This window comes from Cerasibacillus terrae (assembly GCF_008039555.1).
GTDB lineage: Bacteria > Bacillota > Bacilli > Bacillales > Amphibacillaceae > Cerasibacillus > Cerasibacillus terrae.
Map to the genome: position 1 here is coordinate 238,246 of NZ_VDUW01000001.1, position 13,735 is coordinate 251,980.

Sequence of the window (13,735 nt, forward strand, 5' to 3'; positions counted from 1 at the left end):
GTAAATATTATAAACTATAGACGAAATAGCTTATATTTCGTTACAATTGCTATGCAATCATATTTATTCTAGAAATTCATTGTACAAATACATGCAGAAAGGGTTGAAGTTCATGAGTTTTTTTAAAAAATTAAAAAGTAAATTTATAAAAGAAGAAACAGAAGAAGTATCAACGAAATATAAAAAAGGAATGAAAAAAACTAGAAATACATTTTCAGGAAGAATCAATGATTTAATTGCTCGCTATCGAAAAGTAGATGAAGACTTCTTTGAAGAGTTAGAGGAAGTGTTAATTACCGCTGATGTAGGTGTAATGACGGTAATGGATCTAATTGATGAATTAAAAATGGAAGTAAAACGCAGTAATATTAAAGAAACAGCGGAAGTAAAAGCGGTTATTTCAGAGAAAATGGTTGAATTGTACTATGGAGAAGATGAAGAAGGTTTAGAGTACCTCAATATTCAAGAGGATGACCTTTCTGTCCTATTAGTAGTTGGTGTGAATGGTGTTGGGAAAACAACATCTATTGGAAAATTAGCTCATCAATTAAAACAACAAGGAAAAAACGTTGTACTCGCTGCTGGAGATACATTCCGGGCAGGTGCAATTGAACAGTTAGAAGAATGGGGAAAACGTGCTGATGTAGAAGTTATTAAACAAAGTGAAGGTAGTGATCCTGCTGCTGTCATTTATGATGGTATCCAAGCAGCAAAATCAAGAAAGGCGGATGTTTTAATATGCGATACGGCAGGAAGATTGCAAAATAAAGTAAATCTAATGAAAGAACTTTCTAAAGTAAAACGCGTCATTGAACGGGAAATTCCTGGTGCACCTCATGAAGTTTTAATTGCTTTAGATGCAACAACAGGACAAAATGCTTTAAGTCAAGCAAAAACATTTTCTGAAGCAACGAATGTCACAGGAATTATCCTTACTAAATTGGATGGTACTGCAAAAGGTGGAATTGTTTTAGCTATTCGTCAGGAATTAGATATACCGGTCAAATATGTTGGTCTTGGTGAACAGATAGAAGATCTTCAACCATTCGATCCACATGCCTTTGTTTATGGATTATTTGCAGATATGATGGATGAAAAAGATGAATCAGACGAAGATGAAATAGTAGAAGATGAGTGAACGAGGAAAAAGAATACTTGACAAGAAAGTCTTCAGTTAGCTATTATTATGTAAAGGATTTACGCTTAACAAGGAATGATTCAAATGTTAGAAAGAACGAATCGAATGAACTTTTTATTTGACTTTTATCAATCATTATTGACAGAAAAACAGCGAATCTATTTACAAATGTATTATTTAGAAGATTTTTCGCTTGGTGAAATATCAGAAATTCATGAGGTCTCACGACAAGCGGTTTATGACAATATCAAACGGACTGAAAAAACATTAGAAAATTATGAAGAAAAATTACATTTATACGAGAAATTCACAGAACGAAAAAGCATTATCAATCATTTGGAAACAGCTTTTTCGGAGGGTAATGAGAATCAAGTAAAGATTTTTATCAATCAATTGAAGGAATCGGAATAGGAGGATACCCTCTATGGCATTTGAAGGGTTGGCTGAACGGTTACAAGATACGATTAAAAAAATTACTGGTAAAGGGAAAGTATCAGAACAAGATGTAAAAGAAATGACAAGAGAAGTCCGCTTAGCGCTATTGGAAGCAGACGTTAATTTTAAAGTGGTAAAAGATCTAATCAAACGTATTAAAGAGCGTGCGATTGGTCAAGAAGTGATGGACAGTTTAACTCCTGGACAACAAGTTATTAAAGTAGTAAAAGATGAGTTAACAGATCTCATGGGTGGAGAACATAGTAAAATAGCTGTAGCTCCCAAACCTCCAACCGTGATTATGATGGTTGGGTTACAAGGTGCTGGTAAAACGACAACAAGTGGTAAGCTTGCGAATTTATTAAGAAAGAAATATAATCGCTCTCCATTATTAGTTGCTTGTGATGTCTATAGACCAGCAGCGGTTGATCAGCTGGAAACATTAGGAAAACAATTGAACATGCCTGTTTTTTCTCAAGGAACAGATGCAAATCCCGTTGACATTGCAAAACAAGCAATTGAAGAAGCAAAAGAAAATCACTATGATTATGTAATTGTTGATACAGCAGGACGCCTACATGTAGATGAGAACTTGATGGATGAATTGACCCAAATGAAAGAAACAGTAAATCCAGACGAAATCTTTCTTGTTGTTGATGCAATGACAGGGCAAGATGCAGTAAATGTTGCAAAGAGTTTTGATGAACAATTGGACATTTCTGGTGTTGTCCTAACAAAACTTGACGGTGACACACGTGGTGGGGCTGCATTATCTATTCGAGCTGTTACAGGGAAACCAATAAAATTTGCCGGGATGGGTGAAAAACTAGACCAATTAGAACCCTTCCATCCTGACAGAATGGCATCCCGTATTTTAGGAATGGGTGATGTACTAACCCTTATTGAAAAAGCTCAAACAACAGTTGACGAAAAACAAGCAAAAGAGTTAGAAGAGAAAATGCGTACCATGTCATTTACTTTTGAGGATTTTCTAGAGCAAATGGGTCAAGTGAAAAAAATGGGGCCGTTAGAAGATTTGATGACAATGATTCCGGGCATGAATAAAATGAAGGGCCTTAAAAACGTACAGATTGATGAAAAACAATTAGATCAAGTAGAGGCAATCGTTTATTCCATGACAAAAGAAGAAAGACAACAACCTGAAATCATGAATGCAAGTCGAAAGAAAAGAATTGCTAAAGGATCTGGAACATCTGTATCACAAGTGAATCGTCTACTAAAGCAATTTAATGAAATGAAGAAAATGATGAAGCAAATGACCAATATGCAAAAAGGGAAAAAAGCAAAAGGATTCAAATTTCCTTTCATGTAATGCAAAAACACTTTACAGGTTACTTTATTTCTGATACAATTTAAAACTGTGAAAACATATTAATGGAGGTGTATAAATATGGCTGTAAAAATTCGTATGAAACGTATGGGTTCAAAAAGAAATCCATTTTATCGTATTGTTGTTGCGGATTCCCGTTCACCACGTGATGGACGTTCAATCGAACAAATTGGTACATACAACCCAGTTGTACAACCAGTTGAAGTCAAAATTGACGAAGAAAAAGCATTGCATTGGTTATCGAAAGGTGCTCAACCAAGTGATACAATCCGTAATCTTTTCTCAAAACAAGGCATCATGAAGAAATTTCATGACCAAAAAAATGAAAAATAAGAGTGTGGTATCATGAAAACCCTAATAGAAACAATTGTGACACCATTGGTGGATTATCCGGAAGATATTTCCGTAACAAGATCGGAAGAAGAACGGAAAATTGTTTATCATTTAACAGTAAATGATAAAGATGTAGGGAAAGTTATTGGTAAAAATGGCAGAGTAGCGAAAGCCATTCGCACGATTATTTATGCAAGTAAAACCGATACAAATAATAAACGCATTTATTTAGATATTATGTAAGGGAGAGGGAGCATTCCCTTTCCCTTTCCTTATATCTATTGACAATAGTTTCTTAAATTGTTCTGAAAGTGGGAAACTCTATGAAAATAATAAAAAAAGTAAAAGTTAAACAAATTATTACGGAAAAAAGTAAAAAAGCACTATTCGAACGATTTAATTATCATAAAATGCGACTTGAACAAGAGTGTCAACAATTATTATTTGAACAACGAAAAATGAATAATAAAACAGCATTTTCGAAGCAAGATATTGCTCAGAAGTTCCATGAAGAAATTGAATTACGAAAAGATAAAATAAAAGCTATTGATTTTAAAATGGAGCAACTAGAAATTCTTGCTATAGGGAGTGAGATCCTCGAAAATGAGGTTGAAGCCCTTGTTGAAGTAGAAGAAGGAACGCATTGGAGTAAACTAATGAATGATGAAGCAATTATCTTAAAGGACGACATCGTTGTTAGGATTGATAAAGAGTAGGTGAATATGATGGAAGATAGCATGATTAATGTGGGGAAGGTAATTAATACTCATGGTATAAAGGGGGAATTAAAAATTCTTCGTTTATCAGACAACCCAGAACGTTTTAATCCTGGAAATCGTTTGTATATTTTCCCTATAGAAGGGTCTCCGCAGGAAATAATTATCGAAAGTCAACGTTATCATAAACAATATGATTTAATTAAATTCGTTGGTTATGAAAATATTAATGAAGTAGAGCGTTTTAAAAATGCCAGTCTTAAAGTGTCTATGGATGAGTTAGATGAGCTAGAAGAAGGACAATACTATTATCATGAAATCATTGGCTGTGAAGTGTTTATAATAAAAGGGGAAAAAATCGGTATTGTTTCTGATATTTTTACAACAGGTGCAAATGATGTATGGACAATTAAACAGGCGAACGGCAAAGAGGTGTGTATCCCATATATTGATGATGTCGTAAAGTCAATTAATATTGGAGAAAAAAAGATCTTAATTGAACCAATGGAAGGATTGTTGGATTAAATGCATATCGATATATTAACGCTATTCCCAGAAATGTTTAGCGGTATTTTAAATACATCTATTTTACAGAAAGCACAAGAAAAAGAAAAATTCACTTATGATTTAGTTAATTTTCGTGAGTATACAACAGACAAACATCAGAAAGTAGATGATTATCCTTATGGGGGAGGCGCAGGGATGGTGCTTACCCCACAACCAATATTCGATGCGGTAGATGCGAAAATGAAAAACACAAAAACAACACCGCGTGTCATCCTAATGTGTCCTCAAGGTGAGCCCTATACCCAAAAAAAAGCAGAAGAATTAGCGCAAGAAGACCATCTTATCTTTATTTGTGGACATTATGAAGGATATGATGAACGAATCCGAAAACACCTTGTTACAGATGAAATATCCATTGGAGATTATGTCTTAACAGGAGGAGAGCTTGGAGCAATGGTCGTAATTGATAGTGTTGTTCGTTTACTACCAGATGTCCTAGGTAATAAAGCTTCAGCTCCAGAAGATTCATTTTCTACCGGATTATTAGAACACCCACATTATACAAGACCAGCTAATTTTCGGGGGATGAAAGTACCTAATATTCTATTATCTGGAGACCATGCTAAAATTAAATCGTGGAGAAAAAACCAATCATTACAGCGAACATATGAAAGACGAAAAGAACTTTTACAGGATTTTCCACTTTCAGAGGAAGAAAAAGAATTTTTATCAAGATTAGAAAAAGACTAAAAAGGCAATATTTCAAGTTGAATTAAAGAATAGAATATGGTATATTTACTTGTGTGCTTGAGTGCGATTCTCAAGTTGATAAACGATGTTCCGCTGTTCCTTAGAGAATAATGAACATTGGTTTGGAAGGAGTGAAGCAGGATGCAACAATTAATTGAAGAGATTACAAAAGAACAACTTCGTACAGATCATCCTGATTTCCGTGCTGGAGATACAGTTAAAGTTCATGTGAAGGTTGTTGAAGGTTCACGTGAGCGTATCCAGGTATTTGAAGGCGTTGTTATTAAACGTCAAAATGGCGGAATCAGTGAAACATTTACTGTAAGAAAAATCTCTTATGGTGTAGGTGTTGAGCGTACATTCCCAGTACATTCTCCACGCGTTGATAAAATTGAAGTTGTACGTCGTGGTACAGTTCGCCGTGCAAAACTTTACTATTTACGTAACCTACGTGGTAAAGCAGCACGAATTAAAGAACGTCGTTAATTTTAATAAATTTATTAGAAGGATACGAAGTAATGAAATAAGACAAAAGCAACAGTTCTCCAACATTAGGACTGTTGCTTTTTTTAACTAAAATAAATCGTAAGTCTATTTCTTTACTTTATGAACCATGATATTAATAAATAGTTGAAATAGGAAGTAATAGTGGACTACAATATTATATAGGAAGTGTAATTGTCGGAGGTAAATTCATGGAAAAACGAAAAAATGACTGGTTTGGTTGGATTAAAGCTCTACTGATTGCTGTTGCGGTAGCATATATCGTGCGTACCTTTTTTTTTATTCCGATTATAGTTGACGGCCCATCCATGCTGCCAACATTAAAAGATCGTGATCAAATGATTGTTAATAAATTTATTTATCGGGTAAAAGAACCTGAACGATTTGATGTCGTCGTTTTCCATGCATCTGATAAGAAGGATTTTATTAAGCGTGTCATAGGATTACCTGGAGAACATGTTTCTGTAGAGGACAACACATTATTTATTGATCAACAACCAGTAGAAGAACCTTTTCTAAAAGAACAAAAAGCAAATATGAAACCCTATCAAATATTAACAGAGGATTTTACACTTGAACAATTGCCTGGAGGGTATAGCCAAATACCAGATGGCTATGTGCTTGTACTTGGTGATAATCGTGGAAATTCGGTAGATAGTCGCTCTATTGGTCTTATCTCGATGGATCAAATTGTTGGTAGAACATCCACTATTTATTGGCCAATTGAACGGATGCAAGTAATAGGAAAGTAGGAAAAGACATGACAATACAATGGTTTCCTGGCCACATGGCTAAGGCGAGGCGCGAAATAAAAGAAAAGTTAAAGCTTGTTGATTTTGTGATGGAATTAGTAGATGCAAGAGCACCTGTATCTTCACAAAATCCAATGTTGCAAGAAGTTTTGGATAACAAACCGAAATTATTAGTATTAATGAAAAAAGATTTAGCAGATGATATAGAAACAAAAAAATGGTTAGCTTATTTTAAAGAAAACGAGATTCCTGCCATTGCGATAGATGTGAACCAGAAACAAGACATCCAACAAGTCATTCAAATGGCAAAGCAATTGGGCAATAAAAAACTAGAGAAGTTAAAAAAACGAGGTATTCAAACACGAGTAGCAAGAGCAATGATAGTGGGTATCCCAAATGTAGGTAAATCAACGCTTATCAATCGATTAGCAAATAAAAAAATTGCTAAAACAGGAGACCGGCCTGGAGTTACCAAACATCAAATATGGATTAAAATAAAAAAGGAATTTGATTTACTGGATACACCAGGAATATTATGGCCCAAATTCGAAGATGAGGAAGTTGGTTATCGACTAGCTGCAATTGGTACCATTAAAGATCAACTCCTTTCATTGCAAGATATTACTGCATACACTATTAAATACTTACAAAAACAGTATCCTGACTTATTAAAACAACGTTATGGAATTGAACAAGATATGGAAGATATGTGGGATATTTTTGTTGCGATTGGCAAAAATAAAGGAGCTTTAGAGAGTGGGGGACATGTTAATTTTGACCGAGTTGCTGAAATTGTATTGCGTGATTTAAGGGATGGACGAATTGGAAAAGTAACGTTGGAGATTGTAGAAAAATAGGCGTTTATCTTCGGATAGATGCCTATTTTTTTGGCAGTTCCGTATTCTTTGCTACAAATGTAATTTCGTTCATTTTTGACAGTTAAATCTCCTAAAACAACATAAATAATGATAACTTTTTTTAGAAATAAGGCTAATATCATTTTTATTTTTATCGCAGATTAACTGGCTGTAAGACCTCCACATCAAGAATTCGAGGTACTCAAGAATTATAAGTGGAAGCTCAACAGCCAGTAAAGGCCCGATTCGTTCAACTAACAATCAGTTGGAGATGAAGAAAACTCCCACTGATTGAAGTTTCATTTTTATAAATAAAAGCCGATATAAAAGATAAGTAGGTGTTTATATGACTAGAAAAACAATTGCCGAGTTAAAAAGTTTATTTCATACAGATAAAGTAGATGATACACTCATTCAATCTTTACAAAAAGATGATCGCAAAGGTGTACAACAATTAATTCGAACATATCGAAAAAGACAGATCAGGCAAGAGGAATTAAAAGAAATGTTTCAAGAGATGTGTATATTTGAAAAACAAGGTTATGCACAAGGTTTCCAATTTATCGCTGGAGTAGATGAAGCAGGAAGAGGCCCATTAGCAGGACCTGTTGTTGCAGCTGCAGTTATATTGCCTCATAACTTTGAATTACTTGGTTTAAATGATTCGAAACAGCTATCAGAATCAAAACGTAATACATACTTTGCATATATTAAAGAACATGCTATAAGTTATGGTATTGGTATAGTGAATAATGAAGTAATCGATAAAATAAATATTTTTAATGCAACAAAATTGGCAATGACAAAAGCAATTCACAGCTTAAGTCCAACAGCTGATTATGTATTAATAGATGCTGTGAAATTAGATAATCCAGGATTTAATCAAGAGGTAATAACAAAAGGTGATGAGAAAAGTGTATCCATTGCAGCAGCAAGTATTTTAGCTAAAGTAACACGTGATAAGCTTATGCAGAAAATTCATTTTGAATACCCGTATTATGACTTTTCTAGTAATATGGGTTATGGTACGAAGAATCATCTTTACGCACTTGAAAAGCATGGTTTAACACCATATCACCGCAAATCATTTACACCAGTTAAAAATGTGCTGTAAAAAGGAAGGGGGGTATTTATGAGCATTTATCATCTGTCCAATCAATCAGTCTATTCGATTGGACAGCTCGATTTCAAGAAAAAATTAAAAGCTGGACAAATCATTCAAGGGAAAATTTTAGAGCTTTTTCCTAATCAAAAAGCTAGAATTCAATTAGGTAACAAGCAATTGATAGCTCAAATCGAAGCCCCCTTAGTCAGTGGTGAAACGTATTATTTAAAAGTAGAAAATATGGAAGAACTTCTTCATCTTAAAGTAATTGGTATGGCGGAAAATAAACAAGGAAAAGAAGGACTTACAAAGCTTTTGCACCAATTAAAACTTCCGATAACACAAGAGTTACTGCAAATTACACAGCTATTATTAAGTGAAAAAATTTCTTTTCATCCACAAGACTTAAAGACAGCATATTCATTAATACATAAAACAGAGAATAAAGAACTTGGAAAACAAATAATAAAAAATATGTTATTAATGGAATATCCAATAAAGTCATCTGTTTTTAAAGCATTGATGGCAAAAGAAGTAATAAACTTTCCGACGATTTCTAGTGCTGTATTAAAACAGATTCAATTACAGGAGAAACGCTCATTATTACAGGAAAAACTCATTATGCAACTGAGAACTTTAATTGAAAAAATCCCTTCAGGAAAAGAAATGTTGCTACGAGAGATTTTTTCGGATATACGTGATAACAACAGCCGCATGTTTCACCTTTTAAAAATAGCTGGAAATATTGATTTAAATACAAATTACGCTGTTTGGAAATCAAAATGGGAACAACTTTTTGGTAAAGTAAAACAGGACTCAAATATATTGGATGTGACTAAATGGAATCACACCAATTTACCATTTCCATTAAAAGAAAAGACTTTTTTTACTGTAGTAGAACAAATGGTGCATAGTAAAAAGAAAATCCAATATATTGTGAACAAAATTTTACAAAATAAACCGAAACTAACAAGAGAAAATCAGGTTCACATCCAACAAATGATCGAAAAAATGCCACCATTATTTCAAAAACAGCTCAGAACAATGATTCAAATGCTTAATAATCATGATGAGTTATTCCGGACTTTGGAAACGTTTCAGCGGGAAGAAACGTATCATTACTTAATAAATTTAACGAATCTTTATAAAAAGAATCGACATTTTTTATCTTTACCGATGAAAGATCAGTTTTTATTACATGCAAAAGATAGTATTGATTTAATTGGACTAAATCATGAGCAACTTGTAACAAAAATGGAAGCCAATAAAGATTCGGTAAAAGCGATTATTCTAAAATTAATGAATGAGCATCAAGGAATCGATAAGCAAACTCATCAACAACTTGTACATGTTATAAATGGATTACAATTACATTCTATTCAGGAATCGCAGCAAATGCTTCAGGTTTACTTACAAATGCCTGGAAAAAAACTTGGCCTAACTAAACCGATTGATATTACATTTGCTGGAAAAAAAGGGAAAAATGGAGCTCTAGATGGTGATTATTGTAGAATTATATTTTACTTAAATTTAGCATATTTAAATAAAACAGTAATAGATATGCATGTTCAAAAACGAACAGTTACTCTCACTGTTTATAACGATTTAGCACCGTTATTAAAAGAAAAAACAGGTCCACTTGAGTTGATGTTAAAAAAAGGCCTTAAAGATATCGATTACCAATTAATAACGATTACCTATAGGACCTTAGCAAACAAACAAAATCAAAACATTGTTTCTAAAATAGATAATAAAACATATTCCTATGAGGGGATTGACTTTCGGATATGACTAATAAAAGACGTCAAGCTACGGCTGTAACATATAATCAAGAATTAGACTACGCACCCAAAATATCAGCCCAAGGGAAGGGGCATATTGCAGAAAACATCATTCATACTGCGCAAGAGAATGGTGTTCCTATATTGGAAGATCCAACCCTTGTGGAACTTCTATCGCAATTAAATATCAATGACACAATCCCCCCAGAATTATTCGAAGCTGTAGCCGAAGTATTTGCATTTATTTACCATGTTGACCAAATGGAAGAAAAATAATTATGCTAAATTGACAAAAAAGATAGAATTAACTCATTTCAGCACATATTCTTGTTTAATTAGAGAGAATTTAATACAATGGAGTTGCAGTGAAATAGATTGGAGGCTATAAGATGAACATTCATGAGTATCAAAGTAAAGAAATTTTACGAAATTATGGCGTAAAGGTGCCTAATGGTATCGTAGCATTTTCTGTTGATGAAGCAGTAGAAGCTGCTGAAAAATTAGGTACTTCTGTATCTGTTGTAAAAGCTCAAATCCATGCAGGTGGACGAGGAAAAGCAGGTGGCGTTAAAGTTGCCAAAAACCTAGACGAAGTTCGTACATATGCCGATGAGATTTTAGGTAAGGTTTTGGTGACACCTCAAACTGGACCAGAAGGAAAAGAAGTTAAACGACTTTATATTGAACAAGGTTGTGACATTAAAAAAGAATATTATTTAGGGCTTGTCTTGGACCGCGCATCTTCACGTGTTGTTATGATGGCATCTGAAGAAGGTGGAATGGACATTGAAGAAGTAGCAGCAACTAATCCAGAAAAAATATTCAAAGAAGCGATTGATCCTGTTGTAGGATTGATGCCATACCAAGCAAGAAGACTTGCTTTTAATATAAACATTCCAGAAGAGTCCATTTCACAAGCTGTTAAGTTTATGATGGGCTTATACAATGTTTATGTTGAGAAAGATTGCTCTATTGCGGAGATTAACCCATTAGTTGTAACAGGTGATGGAGATGTCATGGCATTAGATGCAAAGTTAAATATTGAAGATAATGCCCTATTCCGTCAAAAAGATGTGGGTGAACTTCGTGATTTAGACGAAGAAGATGAAAAAGAAATTGAAGCATCAAAATATGATTTAAGCTATATTGCGCTTGATGGTAATATCGGTTGTATGGTAAATGGTGCAGGTCTTGCAATGGCTACTATGGATATTATTAAACATTATGGTGGCGATCCAGCTAACTTTCTTGATGTAGGTGGCGGAGCAACAGCTGAGAAAGTTACAGAAGCATTCAAAATTATTTTGTCCGACCCGAATGTAAAAGGAATATTTGTGAATATATTTGGCGGTATTATGAAGTGTGATGTTATTGCAGAAGGTGTTGTTCAAGCTACAAAAGAAGTTGGCTTAGAAATTCCATTAGTTGTTCGCCTAGAAGGTACGAATGTAGATTTAGGTAAGAAAATACTGGATGAATCTGGCTTAAATATTACGTCTGCAGACTCCATGGCAGATGGCGCCCAAAAAATTGTTTCATTATTAAAATAAGGAAATCACAAAATAGACTGAATTAGAAGGAAAGGACGGACAAACATATGAGTGTATACGTAAATAAAGACTCTAAAGTCATTGTTCAAGGAATCACTGGTGGTACTGCCAGATTTCATACAAAACAAATGCTAGAATATGGTACAAAAATTGTCGGTGGTATTACACCAAAAAAAGGCGGAACAGAGGTAGAAGGAGTTCCTGTATTTAACACTGTACAAGAAGCTGTTGATCAAACAGGTGCTAATGTATCCGTTATTTATGTTCCGGCACCGTTTGCTGCAGATGCTATCATTGAGGCTGTAGATGCTGAATTAGATGTTGTAATTTGTATTACAGAACATATTCCTGTTTTGGATATGATAAAAGTGAAACGATATATGGAAGGCAAGAAAACACGTCTAATTGGTCCTAACTGTCCAGGTGTTATTTCTGCTGATGAATGTAAAGTTGGTATTATGCCAGGATATATTCATACAAAAGGGCATATTGGTGTAGTATCACGCTCTGGAACTTTAACATATGAAGCAGTACATCAACTTTCCCAAGCAGGATATGGTCAAACATCTGCTGTTGGAATTGGTGGAGACCCTGTAAATGGAACGAACTTCATTGATGTTTTAGAAGCATTTAATGAAGATCCAGAGACAGAAGCTGTTGTTATGATTGGTGAAATTGGTGGTACAGCTGAAGAAGAAGCTGCTCGCTGGATTAAAGATAATATGAAGAAACCAGTTATCGGCTTTATTGGTGGCGTAACTGCACCTCCAGGAAAGCGTATGGGACATGCTGGGGCAATCATCTCTGGTGGTCAAGGAACAGCAGAAGAAAAAATCCGCGTTATGAATGAATGTGGAATTGCTGTTGCAGAAACACCAGCTGTCATTGGAGAAACAATGATCCGTGTGTTAAAAGAAAAAGGACTAGACCAAAAATGTAAAACGCACTAATACTAGTAGTGTTAGGGAATCTGAATGAATATTCAGATTCCTTTCTTAACATTTTATAAGGAAGTGACTATATGTTAACGAAAAAGGCACGTTACCGCTTGATTCAGTTACATTTTTGTCAAGGAGTAACACGTCGGACAATTCGAAAGATCCTTCATCAAGATCCTACACTATCCCTCATTGAACAGCTAACACCCTCAGAAATGCACCAACTATTTACAATTCCTTTCAAACATGCAACACTATTGTATAAGGGGATACGAGATTCTGAACAATTAAGAAAAATAATCCACTACGAAAAACGATATCAAATCATCACTATATTTGATGAAAAATATCCACTCACCTTAAGGAATATTCCCGATCCACCATATGTTCTATATGCAGTTGGTGACCTTGACTTATTAAACTATCCAAAAAATATAAGTGTCATAGGTACAAGAAAACCATCATATCAAGTAAGAGATAAAATAGAATATGTTATAAAACCGCTTTTAGATAATAATTGGCTTATTGTAAGTGGTATGGCAATTGGCGTAGATAGCATGGCGCATCATTTTACATTAAATAATCATGGTAAAACGATAGCTGTTTTAGGAAGTGGGTTCGAACATATTTACCCCAAAAGAAACACACCATTATTTTATCAAATTGCTAAAAAAGGGCTTGCACTCTCAGAATATCCACCCGAAATCCCCCCAAAATCTTATCATTTTCCTGAAAGAAATCGAATTATTAGTGGTCTAAGTTTCGGAACGTTAGTTATCGAAGCAACAGAGAGAAGCGGTACATTGATTACAGTTGATCAAGCTTTAGATCAAGGAAGGGAAGTATATGCTGTACCTGGAACACCAACTATGCCACAAACAAAAGGCTGTCATAAAATTATTCAAGAAGGTGCAAAACTAGTTTCTAATGCGACAGATATTGAGGATGATTGGGCATCATTTGGAAAAGAATGGTTGCAACAAAAGCTATAATGATGCAAAATGGATATTGACTTGTT

At 34.3% G+C, this 13,735-nt stretch carries 17 protein-coding genes; all 17 read left to right on the forward strand.

Annotation, left to right across the window (positions count from 1 at the left end; translation table 11 throughout):
* The first annotated feature begins 112 nt into the window (after nt 1–112).
* The 17 genes from ftsY to dprA all read left to right on the forward strand — a co-directional run bounded on the left by ftsY (nt 113) and on the right by dprA (nt 13,709).
* The gene (ftsY, locus tag FHP05_RS01160; protein WP_147665275.1) at nt 113–1,138 is read left to right on the forward strand and encodes a signal recognition particle-docking protein FtsY; all 1,026 of its coding nucleotides are present in this window, start codon (nt 113–115) and stop codon (nt 1,136–1,138) included.
* A gap of 84 nt (nt 1,139–1,222) precedes the next feature.
* A complete protein-coding gene (locus FHP05_RS01165; RefSeq protein WP_147665277.1) occupies nt 1,223–1,549 on the forward strand; it encodes a putative DNA-binding protein in 327 nt (108 codons plus the stop codon).
* Between the two features lie 13 nt (nt 1,550–1,562).
* Nucleotides 1,563–2,906 (forward strand): signal recognition particle protein, encoded by a 1,344-nt coding sequence (gene ffh / locus FHP05_RS01170; protein ID WP_147665279.1) that lies wholly within the window; start codon nt 1,563–1,565, stop codon nt 2,904–2,906.
* Between the two features lie 78 nt (nt 2,907–2,984).
* On the forward strand, nt 2,985–3,257 hold the full coding sequence (gene rpsP / locus FHP05_RS01175; RefSeq protein ID WP_147665281.1) for a 30S ribosomal protein S16: 273 nt from the start codon (nt 2,985–2,987) through the stop codon (nt 3,255–3,257).
* 12 nt (nt 3,258–3,269) lie between these two features.
* On the forward strand, nt 3,270–3,500 hold the full coding sequence (locus tag FHP05_RS01180) for a KH domain-containing protein (protein ID WP_147665283.1): 231 nt from the start codon (nt 3,270–3,272) through the stop codon (nt 3,498–3,500).
* A gap of 80 nt (nt 3,501–3,580) precedes the next feature.
* Nucleotides 3,581–3,973: a YlqD family protein gene (locus FHP05_RS01185; RefSeq protein WP_147665284.1), complete on the forward strand. Its 393-nt coding sequence runs from the start codon at nt 3,581–3,583 to the stop codon at nt 3,971–3,973.
* A 9-nt stretch (nt 3,974–3,982) separates the two neighbouring features.
* Entirely contained in the window at nt 3,983–4,498 is a 516-nt protein-coding gene (gene rimM, locus FHP05_RS01190; RefSeq protein ID WP_407923414.1) for a ribosome maturation factor RimM, read from the forward strand.
* The gene (trmD, locus tag FHP05_RS01195) at nt 4,499–5,230 is read left to right on the forward strand and encodes a tRNA (guanosine(37)-N1)-methyltransferase TrmD (RefSeq protein ID WP_147665286.1); all 732 of its coding nucleotides are present in this window, start codon (nt 4,499–4,501) and stop codon (nt 5,228–5,230) included. It begins immediately after the preceding gene.
* 141 nt (nt 5,231–5,371) lie between these two features.
* The gene (gene rplS, locus FHP05_RS01200) at nt 5,372–5,716 is read left to right on the forward strand and encodes a 50S ribosomal protein L19 (RefSeq protein ID WP_147665288.1); all 345 of its coding nucleotides are present in this window, start codon (nt 5,372–5,374) and stop codon (nt 5,714–5,716) included.
* Nucleotides 5,717–5,925: 209 nt separating this feature from the next.
* Nucleotides 5,926–6,486, forward strand: coding sequence for a signal peptidase I (lepB, locus tag FHP05_RS01205; RefSeq protein WP_147665291.1), 561 nt, complete (start codon nt 5,926–5,928; stop codon nt 6,484–6,486).
* An 8-nt stretch (nt 6,487–6,494) separates the two neighbouring features.
* Nucleotides 6,495–7,343, forward strand: a complete 849-nt coding sequence (ylqF, locus tag FHP05_RS01210; RefSeq protein ID WP_147665293.1) for a ribosome biogenesis GTPase YlqF — start codon at nt 6,495–6,497, stop codon at nt 7,341–7,343.
* 346 nt (nt 7,344–7,689) lie between these two features.
* On the forward strand, nt 7,690–8,457 hold the full coding sequence (locus FHP05_RS01215; RefSeq protein WP_147665295.1) for a ribonuclease HII: 768 nt from the start codon (nt 7,690–7,692) through the stop codon (nt 8,455–8,457).
* A gap of 18 nt (nt 8,458–8,475) precedes the next feature.
* Nucleotides 8,476–10,239 carry a hypothetical protein gene (locus tag FHP05_RS01220; protein WP_147665297.1) on the forward strand — a complete coding sequence of 588 codons (1,764 nt, stop codon included), beginning with the start codon at nt 8,476–8,478 and terminating at the stop codon, nt 10,237–10,239.
* Complete coding sequence (locus FHP05_RS01225) at nt 10,236–10,505, forward strand: EscU/YscU/HrcU family type III secretion system export apparatus switch protein (protein ID WP_147665299.1); 270 nt, start codon at nt 10,236–10,238, stop codon at nt 10,503–10,505. The genes FHP05_RS01220 and FHP05_RS01225 overlap by 4 nt, the downstream gene beginning before the upstream one ends.
* 113 nt (nt 10,506–10,618) lie before the next feature.
* On the forward strand, nt 10,619–11,779 hold the full coding sequence (gene sucC / locus FHP05_RS01230) for an ADP-forming succinate--CoA ligase subunit beta (protein ID WP_147665301.1): 1,161 nt from the start codon (nt 10,619–10,621) through the stop codon (nt 11,777–11,779).
* A gap of 47 nt (nt 11,780–11,826) precedes the next feature.
* Complete coding sequence (sucD, locus tag FHP05_RS01235) at nt 11,827–12,729, forward strand: succinate--CoA ligase subunit alpha (RefSeq protein WP_147665303.1); 903 nt, start codon at nt 11,827–11,829, stop codon at nt 12,727–12,729.
* Between the two features lie 71 nt (nt 12,730–12,800).
* The gene (dprA, locus tag FHP05_RS01240; protein ID WP_147665305.1) at nt 12,801–13,709 is read left to right on the forward strand and encodes a DNA-processing protein DprA; all 909 of its coding nucleotides are present in this window, start codon (nt 12,801–12,803) and stop codon (nt 13,707–13,709) included.
* Nucleotides 13,710–13,735 lie beyond the last annotated feature (26 nt).